The 21015-nt window shown below is 40.9% G+C and carries 15 protein-coding genes and 1 tRNA gene; 9 read left to right on the forward strand and 7 right to left on the reverse strand.

Annotation, left to right across the window (positions count from 1 at the left end; genetic code table 11):
• Positions 1 to 338: 338 nt before the first annotated feature.
• The 3 genes from HXY43_RS25630 to HXY43_RS25640 all read left to right on the forward strand — a co-directional run bounded on the left by HXY43_RS25630 (position 339) and on the right by HXY43_RS25640 (position 3090).
• Positions 339 to 557: a hypothetical protein gene (locus HXY43_RS25630; protein ID WP_290889711.1), complete on the forward strand. Its 219-nt coding sequence runs from the start codon at positions 339 to 341 to the stop codon at positions 555 to 557.
• Positions 554 to 814 (forward strand): type II toxin-antitoxin system RelE/ParE family toxin, encoded by a 261-nt coding sequence (locus HXY43_RS25635; RefSeq protein ID WP_290889714.1) that lies wholly within the window; start codon positions 554 to 556, stop codon positions 812 to 814. The genes HXY43_RS25630 and HXY43_RS25635 overlap by 4 nt, the downstream gene beginning before the upstream one ends.
• Before the next feature lie 605 nt (positions 815 to 1419).
• The gene (locus HXY43_RS25640; RefSeq protein WP_290889717.1) at positions 1420 to 3090 is read left to right on the forward strand and encodes an MBL fold metallo-hydrolase; all 1671 of its coding nucleotides are present in this window, start codon (positions 1420 to 1422) and stop codon (positions 3088 to 3090) included.
• Between the two features lie 69 nt (positions 3091 to 3159).
• Here the strand turns inward: HXY43_RS25640 and HXY43_RS25645 are convergent, their stop codons facing one another.
• The 6 genes from HXY43_RS25645 to HXY43_RS25670 form a co-directional block, all read right to left on the reverse strand.
• Positions 3160 to 3471 carry a DUF6679 family protein gene (locus HXY43_RS25645; protein WP_026732910.1) on the reverse strand — a complete coding sequence of 104 codons (312 nt, stop codon included), beginning with the start codon at positions 3469 to 3471 and terminating at the stop codon, positions 3160 to 3162.
• A gap of 668 nt (positions 3472 to 4139) precedes the next feature.
• Complete coding sequence (locus HXY43_RS25650; RefSeq protein WP_026732911.1) at positions 4140 to 4355, reverse strand: hypothetical protein; 216 nt, start codon at positions 4353 to 4355, stop codon at positions 4140 to 4142.
• A 477-nt stretch (positions 4356 to 4832) separates the two neighbouring features.
• Positions 4833 to 5636, reverse strand: coding sequence for a Nif3-like dinuclear metal center hexameric protein (locus HXY43_RS25655; RefSeq protein ID WP_290889722.1), 804 nt, complete (start codon positions 5634 to 5636; stop codon positions 4833 to 4835).
• An 89-nt stretch (positions 5637 to 5725) separates the two neighbouring features.
• Positions 5726 to 6139, reverse strand: coding sequence for a secondary thiamine-phosphate synthase enzyme YjbQ (locus tag HXY43_RS25660; protein WP_290889725.1), 414 nt, complete (start codon positions 6137 to 6139; stop codon positions 5726 to 5728).
• Between the two features lie 439 nt (positions 6140 to 6578).
• On the reverse strand, positions 6579 to 7661 hold the full coding sequence (locus tag HXY43_RS25665; protein ID WP_290889728.1) for a glycosyl transferase: 1083 nt from the start codon (positions 7659 to 7661) through the stop codon (positions 6579 to 6581).
• Between the two features lie 130 nt (positions 7662 to 7791).
• Positions 7792 to 8988, reverse strand: coding sequence for an aminotransferase class V-fold PLP-dependent enzyme (locus tag HXY43_RS25670; protein WP_290889769.1), 1197 nt, complete (start codon positions 8986 to 8988; stop codon positions 7792 to 7794).
• Positions 8989 to 9118: 130 nt separating this feature from the next.
• Between HXY43_RS25670 and HXY43_RS25675 the strand changes: the two genes are divergently transcribed.
• The 6 genes from HXY43_RS25675 (at position 9119) to HXY43_RS25700 (ending at position 17125) form a co-directional block, all read left to right on the forward strand.
• Positions 9119 to 10819 carry a TM0106 family RecB-like putative nuclease gene (locus tag HXY43_RS25675; RefSeq protein WP_290889731.1) on the forward strand — a complete coding sequence of 567 codons (1701 nt, stop codon included), beginning with the start codon at positions 9119 to 9121 and terminating at the stop codon, positions 10817 to 10819.
• 68 nt (positions 10820 to 10887) lie between these two features.
• Positions 10888 to 12075 (forward strand): esterase-like activity of phytase family protein, encoded by a 1188-nt coding sequence (locus HXY43_RS25680; RefSeq protein WP_290889734.1) that lies wholly within the window; start codon positions 10888 to 10890, stop codon positions 12073 to 12075.
• 606 nt (positions 12076 to 12681) lie between these two features.
• On the forward strand, positions 12682 to 14301 hold the full coding sequence (locus HXY43_RS25685; RefSeq protein WP_290889737.1) for a serine/threonine-protein kinase: 1620 nt from the start codon (positions 12682 to 12684) through the stop codon (positions 14299 to 14301).
• Between the two features lie 328 nt (positions 14302 to 14629).
• Positions 14630 to 14703, forward strand: a tRNA-Asp gene (locus HXY43_RS25690).
• Between the two features lie 141 nt (positions 14704 to 14844).
• Complete coding sequence (gene gltX, locus HXY43_RS25695; RefSeq protein WP_290889741.1) at positions 14845 to 16293, forward strand: glutamate--tRNA ligase; 1449 nt, start codon at positions 14845 to 14847, stop codon at positions 16291 to 16293.
• A gap of 334 nt (positions 16294 to 16627) precedes the next feature.
• The gene (locus tag HXY43_RS25700) at positions 16628 to 17125 is read left to right on the forward strand and encodes a hypothetical protein (protein ID WP_290889744.1); all 498 of its coding nucleotides are present in this window, start codon (positions 16628 to 16630) and stop codon (positions 17123 to 17125) included.
• Positions 17126 to 17420: 295 nt separating this feature from the next.
• Here HXY43_RS25700 and HXY43_RS25705 read toward each other — a convergent pair whose 3' ends face one another.
• Entirely contained in the window at positions 17421 to 19283 is a 1863-nt protein-coding gene (locus HXY43_RS25705) for a DUF1565 domain-containing protein (protein ID WP_290889747.1), read from the reverse strand.
• Positions 19284 to 21015 lie beyond the last annotated feature (1732 nt).

Raw genomic sequence — 21015 nt, forward strand, 5'->3', positions numbered from 1 at the left:
ACGCCTCAAACTCGCTCCGCAAGCCCCTTTGACAATTTGTACCCAGTAACAGGGAATCAAAAAACTTTGAAACCCACTCTGGTCAACAGTTAGCTCTTTTTTCTTGGGGGGAAGTTCAGTTTAGCGCCACGATTAGCTAAGGCTGATAGATAAAGCGAGTGTCGCACTATACAATTCAGCACTGATAATAAAATTTTGTAACCTCAAGAAATTTTAAACCTACTTAACGAGTTTTTGTTCCTATAGTCCCAGACTTCCTATATCAAAGGCACTTTATATCTTGGCAAAACAAGCTAAACTCACATTAGCAACTAGCTACAAAGCACTAAGGGGTCAAAATGCAAATCAAAGACATGACGGTTGATGAACTCAAAGCTTTGATTCGGGAAACTGTTGAAGAAACTCTAGAGGAGTTTTTCGTTGATCCGGACGCAGGCAAAGAAGTCACAGAAGAAGTCAAGCAGCAATTACTGGAAATACAAAAGCGAAGACAAGCAGGTATTCGCGGTATTCCTGCTGAGGAAGTCCATAAAAAACTTGGCTTAAATCCGCAATGACTTACTCTGTTGAGTATGAACCAGAAGCTCTTGCAAGTCTAGAGAAGCTTACTCAAGTGGTGCGTGAGCGTGTTGTTAGTAAAATCAATTGGTTGGCTGAAAATTTTGACCAGATTACCCCTCAACCTTTGACAAGTGAACTGGCTGGTTTCTATAAGCTGAGAGTCGGTGACTATCGGGTAATTTATGATTTCAATAGTGAGGAAAGGATTATTACTATTGATAAGATTGGACACCGACGAGAAATTTACAAGTGATTTGCACTCACACTAATGTCTGGCGGACTCCCTACGACTGGTTGCTCTTCGTTGCGAATGCCATTTGTTACCTCGATGAATAGACACAGACGCAGAAAAGTTCTACAATCGGACTGTATGCAGTAGATTCACTCATTGTCGAATCCACCCAAGCATGGTAAGGATTATCCAGTGATTAGCCTCTGTTGCGGAATCACTTAATAATAGAGAAGAAAGACTTTAATAGAGGGCAACAAGCAAATGGATGTAAAGCTCATACTAGCTGGATTAACCGTTATCTTTACTGTGTCGTGCTTGTTCTTTGGCACTAAAAATGGATTTTATGATTCAGATAATTATCACGGCAATGGCTCTGCACATTGATGATGGAAAACATGTAAGAGGCAACCGCCCCTAGTCCCGAGTTTCAGGGCTTCTGATTACTTGCGTCTTTTGAACCAATGCGGCTTCCGTGGAGAATTTCCTCCCCAACAGCAAATCCGCTTTCCAAGGGTGTAGGGGCACAAGTTCGGAAATTAGCCCCTAGGTAAGGTGAGAAATATCCTTGTAAAACTACTTGGTTTGTCGGAAATATTCATAAAAATGAGCATGGAGGGGAGGATAACATGAGCGATCGCCTATCGCCATCCTCTCGTGTCGATACAGGGGAAGCAGCTAGTGAATTAGAGTGTCTACCGTACGGTGTCAACCATACTGGTGAAGGCATCTGTTTATTGGTGCGGATGGGGCCACACCGCATTCTACTAGATTGTGGCTTGACAGATATTTCACCACTGCTGAAGGGGCTCGCGAAACCAGCACGCCGAGGCAGTTCGCCCCTTCCGGCAGATTTTGTTTTGGTCAGTCACGCTCATCCCGATCACGCTAAAGGCTTGCTGTCACTGCATAAAGCCTTTCCACTGTTACCAATCTACGCCAGTGAGGTGACGAGTAAGTTACTACCACTAAATTGGCTTGACCACGATCGCGAGGATTTATCTCAACTTTGTCAGGCTTTGCCTTTGCGATCGCCATTAGAAATAAAAGACGGTTTGGTAGTAGAACTATTTCCGGCTGGGCATTTACCCGGCGCTGTGGCAATGCTGCTCACTTACACTACTCCACAGCGCACCTACAAGCTGCTTTATACCGGAGACTTTTTCTTATCTAACTCGCGGTTAGTGGAGGGTTTGCGTTTAGAGGAATTGCGGGGATTAGAGTTGGATGTGCTAATTATTGAAGGTACTTATGGCACTTCCCGCCATCCCCATCGCCGCAATCAAGAAAATCAACTTGCAGAACGAATTAATCGGGCGATCGCCGACCGTTATTCTGTACTCATGCCCACACCTGCTTTAGGGCTTGGTCAAGAACTGCTGATGCTTTTACGCAGCCATCACCACTTTACGGGACGCGACCTCGATATCTGGGTTAACGGTGCTGTCGCTACTGGCTGCGATGCTTACTTGGAATTACTATCCCACTTCCCTCCCTCAGTGCAGAATTTTGCCCGCCATCAGCCGTTGTTTTGGGATGAACGGATACGTCCCCGGGTGCGACGTTTGCAGCCACAACAGCGTGAAAATGTTGGTAAGTTCCCTTGCATTGTCCTCACTGACTCCACACAAGACCTTAACGAGTACTGCCAACCCGACACTGGCCCTTGGCTGATCCTCCTACCAGAAAAAACTGACATAAAAATTAATACCGATCAATTTCCAGGGATTATTACTGTAGAAACCTATCTTTTGGCCCAACATAGTGATGGCCCTGGTACTACCCAATTAATACATAATTTGCGACCCCAGCACATCATCTTTGTTCACGCTTCTCCTACCTACTTGGCAGACTTGACTAGCTTAGATGAACTGCAAAACCGTTATCACGTACATTCTCCAGCTGTGGGTACGTTGGTAGAACTTCCTATTGGCGAAACATTTTTGCAACCAGTTGCACCAGAGACTAACTATGAAGGCGAACTTACGGAACTGGAAACCGTAGTAAATATTACCCTTCCAGATGCGATTATTGCTGATCCCCGCTGGCGACAATTTGCAGACACAGGCTTAATTGAAGCCCGTTGGCAGGGAGAAGAACTCGTCTTGCGGGGATTATCACAACGAGAACTTCTCAATCAAAGTAGCGATCGCTATATGTGGTCTGATGTAGATTGTTGCGGAACATGCCGACATCAAAGGGGACAACGGTGTTGGAATCCCGCGTCCCCTTTATATAACTTTAAAGTAACTCTGGATGGTTACTGTCCTGCTTTTGAGCGTGCAAATGATAGTCAATAGTCAATAGTCATTAGTTAGTAGTTAGTAGGTCTGCTAACCACTATCCACTAACCACTAACCAATAACTACTTAGTCTGGATTAGAGTCAGTATAGCGATTGCGAATGCGCTCTGCTTCAGGACACTCTTCAGTCAGGAGAGGCTCAACATTGCCACGTGGCACGGAAGCTAATTTTTGGGTAATAGCGCCAATACTTTCGAGGCGAACCATCTCCTCCCAAGAACAGATTTCATCATCTTCATCTGTTTCATAGCGCAGGGTAACTAAATCTCCCTCTATATCGATGATGCGGGCGCGTTCAATCCAGCGTTGCTGGTCCCGCAAGAACACACATACTTCCCGCCCATCGCAACATAGTTGATAAATCTTGCGGTGTAGCATTTACAGCTTCTGCCTTTTTAAATCTAGTTAAATCTGTCAACATTTGGGTTTTACCCCCAATAGATAGCACCCGTTACAGGTTTGTAAAATTAACCTTGAAAGTGCTTTCCCTGACCCAAGCCCAAGACTTGCTTGCAGTTATCTGTTTAATTTTATGGAAATCTTGGGTCACAAAGTCTGGTTATGTTCACTGCACCAGTTGAAATTTACCTTTTGAGGTCATTCAGGGAATGTATACCTCATAGAAATCACATAATTCAGGAGTTGGCCTGGCCAGGTTAGTAATTGCAGGTGAGTCCTTAGTACCATTATGTAATAAAATATACTCCAAAACAAGCTTTGGTTGCGGTTGTTTAAGTTGCCTACTTGTATTCATTGGCATTGCTGGGAAGTCTGGGGACTCGGCTTTACTTTTACCCCTACGTAAATGATCTTAGCTTATTCTCTTGTGACCTTCATCGTTTTAAACAACAATGCCTAAAAAGTCAAAAGTCACTCTAAAATTTGGACTCTCGACTATGGAACGGCAGTCACTCATGAGGTGGACGGCTACCTTACGGGAAGTCGCTGCGCGCTGGGAGTGCAGGGTAGTACCTAGCGTCACCTGGCGTGTAAACCTCCAAGACTGTGTGCGCTGCCTCTTCTTGACTAATTTTGTTTTGTAAGTATCAGCTTCTCTTGTTATATTTAGGAAATTCCATGACTAGATTTGAGGAAGCTTCCCGCTTGATTTGACCCGCGCGAACAGCATCTAAAAGTGCTGAAAGAGCAGCCAAATCCTCTGGCTGATAGATCTTTGTTGCCAGCATTTGATGGAGAAGACCCTCGGATTCAACACTAAGATATCCTGTTTGAAAAGCAGATTCAACGAGTGCGCGAATCATTGTGATTAGATCATAGTTGGCGATTGTTTCCTCCACTGTGGAATATCTCAACCTTTCTTGAATTGATGCAGATCAGGAAGTATTAGTGATTGTGCTTTCTATTTATATGTGATGAAAATCACACTTATTAAAAATAAAATTCGCTATTGGCAGAAGCCTTAACATTAGTAAATCTATTGATAAAGAATACAAGGTTTTCTTTGGCTTTCGCTGCAATTGTGATAAAAATTATGTATTTTTATTATCTATTTAATTAAGTGTGATTACTAAATAACAGTGTAGTGTTTCTGATCTTTGTTACTTTTATTACGTGCAACGGCAATCATAGTCAAACTGCAAGTGCAAAATACTTGAAAGGAGAGTGAAAAATTCGTCTGAAGTTGGAGTGCGATCGCAAGATTCTTGAAAATGGAGCATCATGATAAACAAGATGCCCAACTTCTCTAAAAAGTCGGGCATCTGTGTCTTTTAAAAGAATCATTGAACAAATAACCGAAAATCCTCATCTTGTTGACTCAACTGCACCCAGTCTAGATTTAAAGCGCGGAACTTTTGCACCAAGCGATCGCACGCAGGGCGTTCGGTGGCATAATGTCCGGCATCAATTAAAATCAGATCGCGATCGCGGCTTTCTTGAAACTGATGAAACTTGCAATCAGAAGTCAGATAAGCTTGAGCACCAGTTTTTACTACTGCCGAAATAAAACTAGCACCCGAACCTCCTAAAACTGCTATTTTGTCAAGTTTTTGCTCTAAATCTGCTGTTGGGGAAATAATCAAAGCAGGGGGGGCAAGTCGAGATTGAATTGTCGCCAGTAACTCTTTCAATGCCAAAGACGATTTTAGGAAACCAACACGTCCATATCCCAAGCCTGGTTGCGTTGGTACTATTGGAGAGACTTGCTGGAGTTCCAAAATTTGAGCTAAAACATCGGCAGTGCCATCTTGGACTTGGTCGAAATTGGTGTGGGCGCTGTAAATACCAATATTATGGATAAAGGCTAACCGCGCCATCTCCGCGATCGGGTTGCCACTACGCAAAGACTTAGGCGGACTAAAAATCAGGGGATGATGGGCAAAGATCAGATTTACAGGGATACCAGCTTTTTGATGGGCGATCGCTTCCTGCATCACCGCCAGAGTCGGCGTTAAACAAATCAGTACCCGTGCTTCTTCCTGTAACACTCCTGGTTCAATTTGCCAGCCACAATTATCCCAGCTTTCTTGCCAAGCGGGATTTGCCCATTCTTCAAACCAGGCGATTAAATCGACAATTTTCATTTTTTGTTTGTTGTTTGTTGTTTGTTGTTTGTTGATGGTTGGTTATTTCGGTTAACTACCAATCAACAACTAGCAACTAATAACTGTGTTTATCCAGAAATATGGACAACCAATTCTCTATTATGACTATGTTGGCGATGTTCCCAAATATAAATTCCCTGCCAAGTTCCCAGAACTAGATGACCTCTATTAATAGGAATATTTTCTGATGTGTGGGTGAGGGCAGTACGGATATGCGCTGGCATATCATCTGGCCCTTCTGTATCGTGAATATACTGGGCTGATTCTGGCACGAGTTTTGCCATAAAGTGTGCTAGATCCTTTAGTACATCTGGATCTGCGTTTTCTTGAATCAGCAAACTGGCAGAAGTGTGGCGTAAAAACAATGTACACAGGCCTGTTTCAACTCCCGATTCTGCCACTATCGCTTCTATTTTAGAGGTGATGTTGTGTAAAGATTTGCCAGTGGTGGAAATTCTGAGTAGCTTTTGGTAGTGAGTCATATAAATTATGAATAATAAATGATGAAATAACCTACTGATGAATCTCAGGGCTTACACTTTCTAAATAATAGATTATAAAAATTTATAATTTTTACTCCTAGCATCATAATCCTTTTCTCCTAATCCTCATTCCCAAAGAGAGTAGGGTGTTGCGTTCTCCCTTACCTATTTCCTTACTTTTATCAAAACCTTCGGTAAATACGGATGAAGTGCTTTAATACTGATTTTTCTCTAGTGGAAATTACGGTTGTTCTGCTACAGGTTGCTCGTTAGACTGATAAGGTGATTGTGAGTGGTTTTACTCACTTTCAGTATCTACAGAATCATCAGGGACATCTACTTTTTGATAAAAATCCTCCGCTCTTTCAGGGCAGAGGATTGTTGTTTGTTGGTGTTTGTTGGTTATTCCAAACAACAACCAACAAACAACAACCAACATTTACATTACATCAAAATACTTAATAACTTCATGGGCAATAGCTTCATTACCATTCTTAGCAATCGGTTCTAGAAACCGTGGTTGCTGGGGTGGTTGCAGTAAAAAATCCCAAGTACCATCAAACAACTCTGATGGGGTAAGAATTTGATGTTTGTTGTAATTAGAAATACCTTCTAACAAAAAAGTTGCTTCGGCAAAATCATCACGGGTGACTGAAACAATTGGTAAATCAAGACGAGTGGCTTCAGAAAAAGTACCGAAACCAGGTTTAGAAACAACTCGTCCGCAAATGGGCATCAAATCAACAGGACGATATTTTTGATCGCCAATTTTAACTAAATTAGGTAAATCTGGAGCTAATTTGTCAAACGTGATAAATTGCCAGTCGGGAAATTGCTGGAGGTTATGATATGGAATTTGCTGCAAACCCAAGCCACCAAATGTAAGTAAAATCGTCTTTTCTACTGGCGCAGTAATTCTCCAAGTGGATCGGATTTCATCAGCAGAATAACGAGGAGAACCGCCAGTTAGACCGACATCCGTGATATTTCTGAAAGCTGCCATCGGTTCGTGAAAGGGAAGACGAAATAGGCGATCGCACTTGCTGTAACAAGAACTGATCCAATCAGCAACTTCGGTAAAAGTATCATCCCAATTTCGGTAAATAAAATCAAAGCCAAAATTACTCATCATCCAGCAGGGAATACCCGCAGCCTTGCCTATTTCGGCAGCTAGGAAAGGAATATCTGCCAAAATGAAATGAACGCGGTTTTGACGGATAAAATTAACTTCCGATGCGATGATAGAGCGATGATTTTTCTTAATTTCCAGCAACTTTTCCAACGTCGCTGCTTTATCCATTGTCAAGCTATCTTTTTGCACTACACCCACATCAAATCCACGCGGACGATGGATAAAATCGCCTTCAATATAAGACTCTAGCAACCACCTTGGAGCAGTGGACACCACAATTAGCAGAACTTCTGGACATAACTTTTGAATAGTCGCTGCAACAGCTGCGGTACGAGTAGCATGACCAAAACCATGATTAGTGATTGCTAAGTATAAAATTGGACGTTCCATATGGGAAGTAGGGACTAGGGACTGGGGAGGAGTGGAGGAGTGGAGGAGTGAAATAAATACTAAACTACTAACTACTAACTACTAACTACTAACTACTAACTACTAACTACTAACAACTAACCACTAACAACTAACCACTAACCACTAACCATTCTTGAATTCCCTCAACTAATTGGTCAATTTCAGACTCAAGTGTAAAGTAGTGGACGCAAGCACGTACACAACTTGGATCGGCAATTGTGCGGGTGAATAATCTTTTTGATTGTAAGAAATTTACGAATTGTAGGTGGACTTGGGGGTTATTTTGAGTGAGTTGAAATGAGACTAAACCACTTTCTGGAGGTGAAGTCCGTAAGAGATGAACATGGGGTAGACTAACTAAGCGTCGCCAAAGGTACTCGCTGTTATGGCAAATTTGCTGGTAGCGTTCCTGTGCTGTTCCCCATTGCTGATGAACGGCGATCGCTTCTCTCAAGCCAGTGTAAAGAGGATAATTGGAAGTAGCCACTTCATAGCGCTTTCCATCTGGATACCAATCCACAGGCTGACCTTGACTGTTGGTGATGACGCTACGCCATCCGATAAATGTGGGTTGTAAGCTTTCTCTAACTTCTGGGCGTACGTATAAACCTCCTATCCCCGCAGGGCCACACAACCACTTGTGACCAGTAAAAGCATAAAAATCTGCCCCCAATTCAGTTAAATTCAATGGCAATGAACCAACAGACTGAGCAGCATCTATCAAAAGTCTGGTCTGATTGTGTCTACATGCTTTTACAATCTTGTCAAGAGGTAAAACTTGACCAGTGTTCCAAAGGATATGACTTAATACTACCAAGCGGGTATTAGGACGCAAGTGCTGGGCAATTACTGCCACAGGATCGCCTTCGTTCAAAGTTGTCATCAGGGGGCAGGTGGTAACTTCTACGGCAAATCTGCGTCCGATTTCCTGGGCTATAGCCACAATACCTGGATGTTCGCAGTCAGACAATAATAGGTGGTCGCCAGGATGCCAATCAATACCCCACATCGCAATATTGCAACCAACGGTTACATTCTCTGTGAGGGTGATTGTTTCCGGAGGTACATGCAATTCAGATGCGATCGCTACTCTCATAGCTTTCACCTCTTGTAAGATCCAAGCACCAACCTCAGTCCCAAAAGGGCCGATTTCCTGGATATAAGCTTGGGCTTGCGTAATAGCATCCATAGCCACTTGGGGCATGGGGCCTTGACCGCCGTAGTTAAAATAAGTTTTATTCACCAAAGCTGGGAATTGCTGTCGATGGAGATGCAATCTGGTTTTTGCCACAGAGATACTGGTCATGGTCAATAGTCATTGGTCATTAGTTATTCTCCCACTCCTCCTCAAACTCAAAAGAGTGTACTTTCACTTACAGTAAGTTTAGTTGTTTGAGTTACTCCCACAGAATGTTAATTCTTGTTAGCTTAAAGGAATGTTAATTAATGCTGAGCTACTGCTGCAATACCAACGCTGCAAGCGCCGACCTTATTTAGATATCCACGGTGACTTCAGCCAAGCAGATACTGCCAATGACTTGTTGCTAAAGCTGCAACGAGACAAAATCGCTCATCAAAAAACTATTTTGACGCAGTGGAATGTTTGCCGGCCCAAATATCCTAAAGGAGACTGGCAAAGAGGAGAGGCAGCAACTATAGAATTAATGCAGCAGGGCGTAGAGTGTATTTATCAAGGTGTGTTGCTAGCTCAATATTCTGATATTCAGTGGCGATTATGTGAGTTAGCAAACACAGTTTTTGAAGACGCGGAGAATTTATCAAATACACTCACCACGTCCCCGCCTCTTTGCGTTCCCACGTCCTCATCCCCAAAAGAATACACATTGCTGAGTCGTCCTGATTTACTTGTAAAAAAATCCGGAAAATCTTGCTTTGGAGATTGGATCTACGTTCCGGTTAGCATTGAACTAGGAAAACGTCCTAAGCAAGAATATCAAGTTGTAGCGGCATTTCACGCCCAAGTCTTGGCAACGGTGCAGCAAGTGGAACCACAATCAGCTTGGCTAAGCTTGCGTGGCAAAGAGGCGAGTTATCTTGTGGATCTAGTCAAATGGATACCACAGATGCAAGGTATTCTCCAAGAGTTGATTCAATCTTTGGAAACAGAGGAAGCGCCAGAGATTTTTATCAGCCGTCAACGCTGTAGTCTTTGCCATTGGTACAGCAGTTGTTATGCGAAAGCGAGATCCCAAAAACACCTTTCCTTAATACCAGGAATCACACCAGTCCGCTACACTCAACTACAAACACTAGATATTACAACTGTAGAATCTCTCGCTCAAACAAATCCAACTGTCTTGGAAAATCTCCCTGGTTTTGACAGGGAAGTAGCCCATAAACTCGTATTGCAAGCTCAATCCATACTGGAAAATCGCCCCCTGATTTTACCTTACCTGCCACCAACTTCCTTCCACTCAGAAACTCTGGCATTAACGACAGGTGATGTCATTACGACTGAAGCAATACTGTTAAGCAGTCCTCAACAACAGCAGAACTCACCGCCAATTTCTCCCAAGGAGATTAATCAGCTAAATGTCACTGCTTCAACTCCAGATATTACATATACAGCCCCCATTGAGCTTTATTTTGATATCGAAGCGCAACCAGATTTGAATTTGGATTACTTGTTAGGAGTTTTGGTTGTTGACAGACAAACTAATACAGAAGAGTTTTATTCTTTGTTAGCTGAAAATCCAGAAGAAGAACAATTAATTTGGCAGCAATTTTTGGATTTGATGGGGCAATATCCCGATGCACCTATTTATCATTTCTGTGTATACGAATTTGATACAGTCAAACGGCTAGCTAAGCTTTACCGTACTCCCCACGCCTCTGTACAACCAATTCTGAGTCGATTTGTAGATGTTTATGAAAAATTAACCCAAAGCGTAGCCTTGCCAGTGGAAAGCTACGCCTTAAAAGCGATCGCTCGTTGGTTGGGGTTTGAGTGGCGCGATCCAGAGGCAAGTGGTGCTAAGTGTATTTACTGGTACGATCGGTGGTTACAAACAGGCGATCGCAGCTTATTAGAAATAATCCAACGCTATAACGAAGATGACTGTCGTGCTACCCGCAGCGTTAAAGACTGGCTTGTCAACTTTTTCCAGGCTGGATAAATAGCAAATACTTTTAACTTGAGCGTGATATCGTGTTGTTGACTTTTATAGATTAGCAACTCTTACCGATGCACCTCACCAAAAAAATCTTGAAATTTCCACGAATTATTTTATTTTTTCTGCCAATTCTCATCATCAGCCTCTTCTTTTCCAACTTAAGTTCATCAGCCGTTGAAATTACAGGTATAAATTTTATCGGTTATGCAACTTTACCTAAAGGTCTTTCATTTCAAAAAACCGAAATAGGAGGGTTATCTGGAATTACCTACGATGCAAATAATGACCTTTATTATGCCATATCTGACGATCGCAGCAACAAAGCTGCTGCTCGCTTTTATACCTTCAAAATTGACTTGAGTAAAGGCTCACTCAAAGATGGTGGCGTTACTCCTGTTGCTGTCACTCCGCTAATAAATGAAGCTGGTAAAACCTTTCCGCCTGGTAGCATCGACCCAGAAGGCATTGCTTTAACTAACAAAGCAACTGTATTTATTTCTTCTGAAGGTGATACCGATCAAATGATAAATCCCTTTATTAAAGAATTCTCCCTAGCCTCTGGCAAAGAGTTAACAACACTACCAGTACCAAATAAATATTTGCCAGATAAAAGCGGTAAGCAAGGAATCCGTAACAATTTAGCCTTTGAAAGTCTCACTATCACACCTGACCAAAACAAATTATTTACAGCCACGGAAAACGCTCTGATTCAAGATGGTTCAGAAGCTAAACCAAATACTAGTAATCCTTGTCGAATTTTGCAATATAATCTGCTCACCAATCAAGCAGAAAAAGAATTTATTTATCTAACTGAACCAGTAAATTTATTTTTAAAGTTTGCTGGAAAATTTGCTAGTGGATTATCTGATTTAGTAGCTCTGGATAATCAAGGACACTTTCTCAGTTTAGAGCGGACTTTTACTGGCTTGGGATTTCATATTGCGCTGTTTCAGGTTTCGTTAGAGGGAGCCTCAGACATTCATAATATTGACAGTCTTCTAGCTGTTAACTCTAAGCAAATCAAACCAGTTCAGAAAAAACTGCTGTTAGATTTGAGGAATCTAGATGTATTTTTAGATAATATCGAAGGCTTAACTCTCGGTTCTCGATTACCTAATGGACAACGCTCATTAATACTCGTTAGTGACAATAATTTCAATTCCCTGCAACGCACCCAGTTCCTAGCCTTTGAACTCAAAATAGAATCACCTCTGCTCAGGTTGTTACGTCGTTTAAGAAATCCTAATTTACAGCGCTAAGCGGGCGAGTAGAAGAGTGGAGGAGGGTGAGATTAAAAAGTAAAAAGATAAAAGTAAAAAGTAAAAAGAAAATCCCCATAAATAAATTAAGGGGATTTGAAATGGACGCATTTTTGATCGCGCTACGCGTCTCTCAAAAAGTATTTTTACTTGTTTCATAAATAAATTTAGGGGCTTCAAACCCTTTTGTATTTATTCTTTATGAGTGCCTTTTAACTTTTTACTTTTAACTTTTTCGGTGAGGGAATGGGCATTGGGCATTGGGCATAGTTAACAACCACCAACCACTAACCACCAACCACTAACTACTAACCACCAACAAATAACTAATCAGTAGATTCACTGACTTGAACAAGCAATTCAGTGAATTCCCTGTTTAGTTTCAGTGTAATTTCTCATATCAATCATTTTATTAATATGTTAAACAATGTTTACAAGCTTTTACAATTTTTTCAAGATGAATTTACTTAATTTTCATAATTATTTGTACTTAGGTTTACCTGAACTGATTAATTCTCAAAATTGATTGGGTATTTTTATAGTTAAAATTAATAATTAAATAATTGGAACCAATTATATTTAATTCTTTGGAGAATCAACTATTTTATGTTGCAAAATTCCATTAACAATAAAGTAACTCACAAAACAGATTTAGACGTTTACATAGGCAAATTCCTGAACAATCGTTATTTAATCAGAGATTTGATTGGTAAAGGAGGCATGGGTAGAGTCTACCTAGCAGAAGACGCTGCTAAAGGTGGTAAACCAGTTGCAGTCAAGATTTTGTCAATGAATCTGGTAGATCGACAAATGTCTCAACGTTTTGCTAGAGAAATTTTTATTGGTGCTCAATTGGGCCGGAAAAGTACACACATTGTCCGAGTATTGAGTTATGGAGTTACCGAAAATAAAGTTCCCTTTTATGTAATGGAGTATCTGCAAGGGAAAAACCTCAAACAAATCCTCAAGATCGAGTCTTTAAAAATATCAAATTTTTTGGAATTTTGTCATCAAATTTGTTTAGGTTTACATTGTGCTCACCAAGGTGTCAGCATCAAAGGAGAGATTTATCCAGTTGTTCACCGAGATATTAAACCAGAAAATATATTTCTTAACGAAGACGCCAAAAAAGGCAAGATAGTCAAAATACTCGATTTTGGTATTGCTAAGTTTTTAACAGAGCGTTCCGGAATAAGCATGTCAGAGTCTTTTATAGGCAGTTTACCTTATTGTTCTCCAGAACATATGGAAGGACGCAAACTATTAGATGTGCGTTCTGATATTTACAGTTTGGGAGTGTTGATGTTTGAAATGTTGACAGGCAAGCATCCATTTCAAACTAAAAGTACTTCCTTTGGTGACTGGTATCAAGTTCATCGCTTTGAAATACCACCTCCTTTTGAGAAAATAGCACCTCAGGTTAAAATCCCACAAGAGCTAAAACAATTAGTAATGAGTTGTTTGGCCAAAGAAGTAAGCGATCGCCCTCAAAATATTAACCAAATATTAGCGGTGTTAGAGAACTTGCAGCGTAAACATCATGGTGACACTATCGATATTAGTATTAATTACCAAACTCAAAAGCCTGTACAGTTAGTACCTGTAACGTCATTATCTGAAAAACTTTGCTTGCAGAAGACTTGGCCTAAAAATCAACCGATAGCTCCTATTTGTTTTTCACACCTAATCCATACACAACACGGTATGATACCAACTGTTTGGGCGATGTTACCCAAAAAAGAAATTGCAAAATTCTTAGATAAAAACAATTTTACAGAGTTTATTTTTAAAAGTAATCTATATCCAATGGTGTTGTGGATAACAGTCTTGAGCGATACGCATATTAAACTAACAAGATGGTTATCTTGCTTTTTAGATTTAAAAGATCATAAAGGTCAAAAAATAGTAAAAGCATTAGCAGATACTGGCTACTATCATTTACTATTCTTCGCCCTAGAAGAACCAAATAGCTGTGCCAATGTTATGACTTTAACTTTCACCGCTACTCAACGCCAGCAACTAGCAGATTGTTTAGAATTAAGTCAAAAAGCAGAGATTGTCATTTCGTCTAACGAAAGCAAAAATATTTTGAAAGCAGAGTATGAAAAAATGAAACCTGAAATTCTAAAAAATCTACTTGTCAAACAAAAACAAAAAAAAATTGGTGTAAAGTTTTGGTTGTATAAATTATTTGATAATTTCTTAAATTTATTATCGCAGCATTAAATAAAAAATCATAAAGCATTGCCAGCGACAAATGCTGAAAACCTACCTGGGTAAAACATAGTCAGAGCTTACCTCCTTCGCCTCACATCCAGCCCAGCAAAAATTTATGAAAGCAAGAGTATAAAAAACTACCATTGAGCGTGTTGCAAAATCTAACACCAGTTCAGCCTGTGGCAATGGGAAAGGGGAGAGTGGGCATCGGGCATAGTTAACAACCACTAACTACTAACCACTAACTACTAACCAATGACAAATGACTCTTGATTTTTTCCAAAAAAAGCTTGACAATTTCAAATGTGTTAGGGATAATTAAAAAGTTGCCAGTTGAGGGACCGTAGTTCAATTGGTTAGAGCACCGCCCTGTCACGGCGGAAGTTGCGGGTTCGAGCCCCGTCGGTCCCGTTGAGTTACATAAAGTATAAGATAGATTCTGAAGTTGCAGATTGGTAATTGCCAGTCAGGATCTTTAATCTCATGAAGACCATTTCTGAAATACCCTACAATGGTCATGCTTTGCCATCATAAATAATTTGCGAATTTGCTGTGACTATTAAAGTACGTATTGCTCCTAGTCCGACTGGGAATTTACATATTGGTACAGCAAGAACGGCTGTATTCAACTGGTTGTTTGCCCGTCACCATCACGGGAAGTTTGTTTTGCGAATTGAAGACACAGACATAGAGCGATCGCGTCCCGAATTTACAGAAAATATCCTCCAGGGGTTACGCTGGCTAGGATTAAACTGGGATGAAGGGCCTTTTTTCCAAACCCAACGCTTGGAGATTTACAAACAAGCGGTACAAACCCTTCTCGATCGGGGATTAGCGTATCGCTGTTATACAACCTCTGAAGAACTAGACGCGCTGCGAGAGGCCCAAAAAGCAAGAGGTGAGGCTCCTCGTTATGACAACCGTCATCGCAATTTGACACCAGAACAAGAAGCTGCTTACAAAGCTGAAGGGCGTAGCTTTGTGATTCGCTTCAAAATTGATGATGACCGGGAAATTGTCTGGAATGACTTAGTAAGAGACAAGATGGTTTGGCGCGGTAGCGATTTGGGTGGTGATATGGTCATCGCTCGCGCCGCCGCAGATGGTATTGGTCAACCCCTGTACAATTTTGCGGTTGTGGTCGATGACATCGACATGCAAATTACTCATGTGATTCGAGGAGAAGACCACATCGCCAACACTGCCAAGCAAATTCTCCTCTATGAAGCTTTTGGTGCAAAAATACCAGAATTTGCCCACACACCCCTAATTTTGAATCAAGAGGGACGCAAGCTTTCTAAACGAGATGGTGTCACTTCTATCTCGGATTTTAAACAAATGGGCTTCACTGCCGAAGCTTTGGTTAATTACATGACATTGTTAGGTTGGTCGCCTCCAGATTCGACTCAGGAAATTTTTACCTTACAAGAAGCGGCACAACAGTTTAGCTTTGAGCGGGTTAATAAAGCAGGAGCCAAGTTTGATTGGGCAAAGCTAGATTGGATCAATAGCCAGTACATCCATACGATGTCGGTAGATAAACTGATAGATTTAGTCATTCCCTATTGGGAAGAAGCTGGGTATAAATTAACAGGAGGACGAGAAGAACGCTCTTGGTTAGAGCGACTGGTGACTTTAATTCAGCCCAGCTTGACTCGCCTTGTTGACGCTGTCGCTATTAGCAAACTTTTTTTCACTGATACGGTGGAATTCAGTGAGGAAGCTGCTACTCAACTCAAACAAGAAGGTGTTGCTACTGCTATTAAAGGTGTTATCGTTGCGCTACAGAATCAGCAGGAGTTGAACGAAGCCAGCGCCCAAGACATTATTAAACAAGTAGTAAAAGAGCAAAACGTCAAGAAAGGCTTGATTATGCGTAGTCTCCGGGCAGCTTTAACCGGAGATATGCATGGCCCCGACTTGATCCAATCTTGGTTGCTACTCCATCAAATAGGATTAGATAAGCTCCGCTTAGCTAAGGCAATAGCAGAAGACAATTAAACTACGAAGCGTTAAACTCGCATACTTAGTCGTGGAGATTGTCATTAGTCATTAGTCATTTGTATTTACAAAAAACAAAGGACAAATGACTAATGACGATTTAGCTAATATTCAACCTCGGCGATAATCCTTGAGGATAAATAATATTGTCCAAATAGAGAATATAGATCGAGTCAAGGCGCATGAACATGCGCCTTTATTTATTAAGGGAAGCTATAGTGACAAATAAAGAACGTTTTTCTATATATGGGCAATTTCCCTCAGTTTAGGAACTCGGCGTGTAAAATAAGTGTCATAAAACATACTGAAAGTAATTTAGAAAAATATAATCAAAATGCCAAGTAAAGTGATCAATCAAGGGATAAACTTATCGTTCTTGATAGCGACGTTGGCGATCGCATTGGTAATGAATGCCGTAGCACATGCAGAGGAAACACCACCACCCATATTTGGCGATATCAGTATCGGTCTCAAATTTGTCCCAGACCCCCTTCAAGTTCGTGGCATGAGTGGCGGTTCATTGCCAGGAAATCAAGTTGTTAATAAAACTGAAACTCCCACAGGTCAGTGTGCCGGATTTGTTGATGAGAAACCAGACCACACCCTACAGCTCACAACAAAATTCGACTATCTGAAAGTACTAGTAGACAGTCCTGAGGATACAACCCTGATTATCAGTGGTCCTGGTGGTACTTGGTGTAATGACGATTTTAACGGTAAAAATCCTGGCATTGTTGGGGAATGGCTACCTGGAACTTATCAGCTTTGGGTTGGTTCCTACCACAAAGATAAGTATTTTCCTTATACTCTGCAAATTACAGAAGTTAAATAAATAGTTGTTGGTTAGTGGTTAGTAGTTAGTGGTTAGTGGTTAGTAGTTAGTGGGTAGGGGCGAAGCATTTGTACGAAGATATTTCGTTTTGATGGAAAGATACCCATACAAATGCTACCCTGCGGGAAGCCGCTATCGCGTCTACGCCCGTACAGTGGTTAGTGGTTAGGGCGTGTTTTCAAACTCTTTTTACGCTTTTCGGTGACGTTGCGATCCCCCTAAATCCCCCTTAGAAAGGGGGACTTTTTAAGGGGGGCTAGGGAGGATCTAAGAGTTTGACAAAAGACCCTAGTTCCTACTGTACTCTCACCAAATAGGGTGAGGGAATTGGGTCAGCTTTTCCGGAATTAACCAATGCTTGGTAAACAAAAGCAGCCACTTCAGCTCTGGTTGCCTGACGATTGGGATTTAGTTGGTTGACTGATGGATAATTTACTACCAACAGCTTTGAGGTTGCTGCTGCCACTTGAGCAGTAGCATAGTTGGGAATCTGCGAAGAATCAGAGTAGAAAGAAAGGATATTTGGATTGTCTGTAGTTAAGTTCAGACCGCTAGATAATGAGACTAACGCCTGTACTCGGGGAATTTGTTGTTCTGGTTTAAAAGTGCGATCGGGATAGCCTGAGACAAAACCAACTCGATAAGCATTTTGAATTGCATCATAAGCCCAGAATTTGCTACTGATATCCTTGAAGTTAGTGGCCTCGCGTTTCGGTGCTAAAGAAAAGGCTTTGGTGACAATAGCTGCAAATTGGGCGCGTGTTACAGGATCGTTCGGTTTAAAAGTGCCATCAGGGAAACCTGCAATAATATTCCGAGATGCTAAGGCTTCAATGTAACCTTTTGCCCAATAACCCACTACTACATCCTTGAAAGCAACTGAACCACCTGGTGGGGGTTCAACTGTAGAGGCAATAAATTCAACCAGACCGGCAATTTTTTTGACATCGATATCGTTGCCAATAGCAAAAATTTTATTTGTCTTAGTGGCGTTGTTTAGATCGTGACGAGTGTTATTGCGGATGAGGTTACTACCTGGATTTTCACCAGTGCCGAGGTCAGGTAAAGCATTGATAGTTGCCACTACACCATCCCGCTTATTATTCTGAATGACATTCTTACGCAGGATGGGCTTAGCTGACTCGGAGATATAAATACCATCCTGGTTTTGGAGGATCTGATTTCCTTCTATCAGAGGTGTGGAAGTACCACCAATCGCCAAACCAAAACCAGTGTCTTGAAACAAGTTATTGCGAATTTCTCCAGAGGCAGATTTAGCTACTGAAACTCCGTTGCCTTTGTTTTGCACGAAGATATTGTTTTCTATTTTGGGATTTCCTTTACCGGTGACAAAAACGCCTTCCCGAACGCTGTTGGTAAAGGTACTATTGCTGATTGTGGGATTAGTTGATTCTACCCATACAGCTGTGCCACGGCTATCAGAGTTAGTGACTGTTACCCCTGTTATCGTGCTATCTTTTTCAGTCTTAATTGTTACATTTTGTTTAGCAAATGTGGGACTGATATATGTACCACTACCTGTAATCAATACCGCTTGACCTTTGGTAGATTCGTCACCTCGTAGGATCACGCCCTGTTTAATTGTTAGTGGGAACACTTCCCCACTTTCTTTACTATAAGTACCAGGAGCTAATTGAATAGTTGCACCCGGTTGGGCTTGATTGAGAGCAAAAGTGATGGTTTTATAAGGCTGTGCCTCTGAGGTACCAGCACTAGCAGCGTCCGAACCAGTTTGGGGGTTAACGTAAATAACTGTTCCAGTTGCAGGAACTTGAGTTCCATTTGCAGGAATCTGAGTTCCATTTGTAGGAATTTGAATTCCAGTTGCAGGAGTTTGAGTTCCGGTTGCAGGAATCTGAGTTCCATTTGTAGGAACTTGAGTTCCATTTGCAGGAATCTGAGTTCCGGTTGCAGGAATCTGAGTTCCATTTGTAGGAACTTGCGCCATTTGAGGAGAGGCGATATCTTTCTTGTCAGTAGTATCAGCGTTTACCTCAATAGGCATAAGCATGGAACCACTAGCAAGTAATAACAAAGTGCTTAGTGCTACAGGCAAACGGAGATTATATCGGAAGAACTTGCTAGTATAAGGACGAAAAGTTTTTAGTTGCTGAATGGAAAAACCCTGATGTTTCATCTTAATTACTTACGTCTTGTAATGTGTTGATTTACCGTATGTTAAATCATGTGTCAATTAATGTGTCAATTACAGCTGAATTACCTGCAAAACACATGGAAAACTATAGCGGAAGACCAGCACCTTCGCAGCTGGGTTCCCATATGTAAAACTTATTTCTGTTGCAGAAATTCATGAGTACTCATCTAAGGCATGATGTTTGATAGCAGCAAAACTAGCGGGTCTGCTACGACTAAAGGCGATCGCACTTTCGCAGATAATATCTATCACTTTGCAATGTATTACGCTGTCGTAATCACACGTAGCAATGCACATCTACATGTAAAATTATATATTACTAATGCATTCGTACTTTTCTTTAAAATCATTAACATTTGTACATAACCGGAAATACAAAGAGACAAAAAATAAAAAAAATATTAGGAATTCAAAAAAATCAAAAATTTCTGCGAGACTAATAATTGTTCAAACGGGGTCAGCCAATATAAAGACCCTGAACATAAACCATCATATTTAAAAGGAGTCAACATAATTTAAAGACTCCAAACAAATTAAAACTCACAATGTTCTAAGCGCCAGGCAAAAACTTTATCAGTCATGGCGCTTTTAATTTGTACCTCTTAAGTAGCCTCCATGAACTGCGTACACAAAATTTGGGGATTGGGAATTGGGGAGAAAACTTATGCCCATTGACCCGATGCCCCTACACCTCTTTTTTAAGTCAGAAGACAGAACGCAGAAGGAAAAAGCCCCCCCTGAGAGGATTTCATGAGTTGGCATTTGACGTTTAATTATGTCCGCTTACTTATAAAATAAATTTTGTAAGAGCTTGGGAGAGTAAAAAGCTCCACAGACGCTTCAAGTGGCTTGATGTCAGGTAACGGAACTCAACACAATAGTCTGCTTACTGATTGCTACCTTCTTCCTTTTTCTTTTTCTTCTTCTTTCTTAAAGAGATAAAAAAACTGGAAGCTATACAATTTTTGTAAGCTTCCACTGCTTGCAGTACAAATGACAAGTTTAAAAGTAGAGATAATCCTAGTTGGGAGGACTTAGGATTAAATTATCGAAAGAAAAGCGGAGTAGCTACAAGTTCTAACAGCCACAAACATGATTTGACCGTCACTTTTTCATTTTCCGTCCTTAGTTAATGTTAAGCATTAACTTTTTTTCGAGAAAGCGACACCCACCACAGTGTCATCTTTCCAAAAGCAATGCTTAGACTTCCTTGAAAAAAGAACCACCAACAGCAACGGCATCATCATCTGTCAAAGTTAAGGGATTATCCTGTAATTACTAATCACTGCAAAAATAATTAATCTGTTTTGTATAGTCACAAATAATCATTTACTTGCTCCTGATAATGAATTTTTACGTCAATCGTCTATTTAGTTTTATTATTTATAATTTATACAATAAAAATATCATTTGTTTGCCATTTTGGCATATTATTCACATAAATAATCAAATAATTAACAACTAAATTAGTAACTAAAAATTGAAATTTATGAATAGATTTAACTGCCTTAGGGCAGAAAGTAGAAGTACGTAGACGCCTTCTGGGCGGCTTAAGGTAGGGTGCGACTGTCGTGCATGCTTCCCCGGCATACATAAAGAAAGAGCTTTAGCAGAAGGAATAGGAGACTAAAACCTAAATTGGCCCAATGCAGGAAGTTTAATAAAAAATTTTGTATGTTTACATCTTGCACTAGTCGCCATAATCAGGAGGCGA

Source organism: Fischerella sp., from assembly GCF_013388695.1.
Lineage (GTDB): Bacteria > Cyanobacteriota > Cyanobacteriia > Cyanobacteriales > Nostocaceae > PCC9605.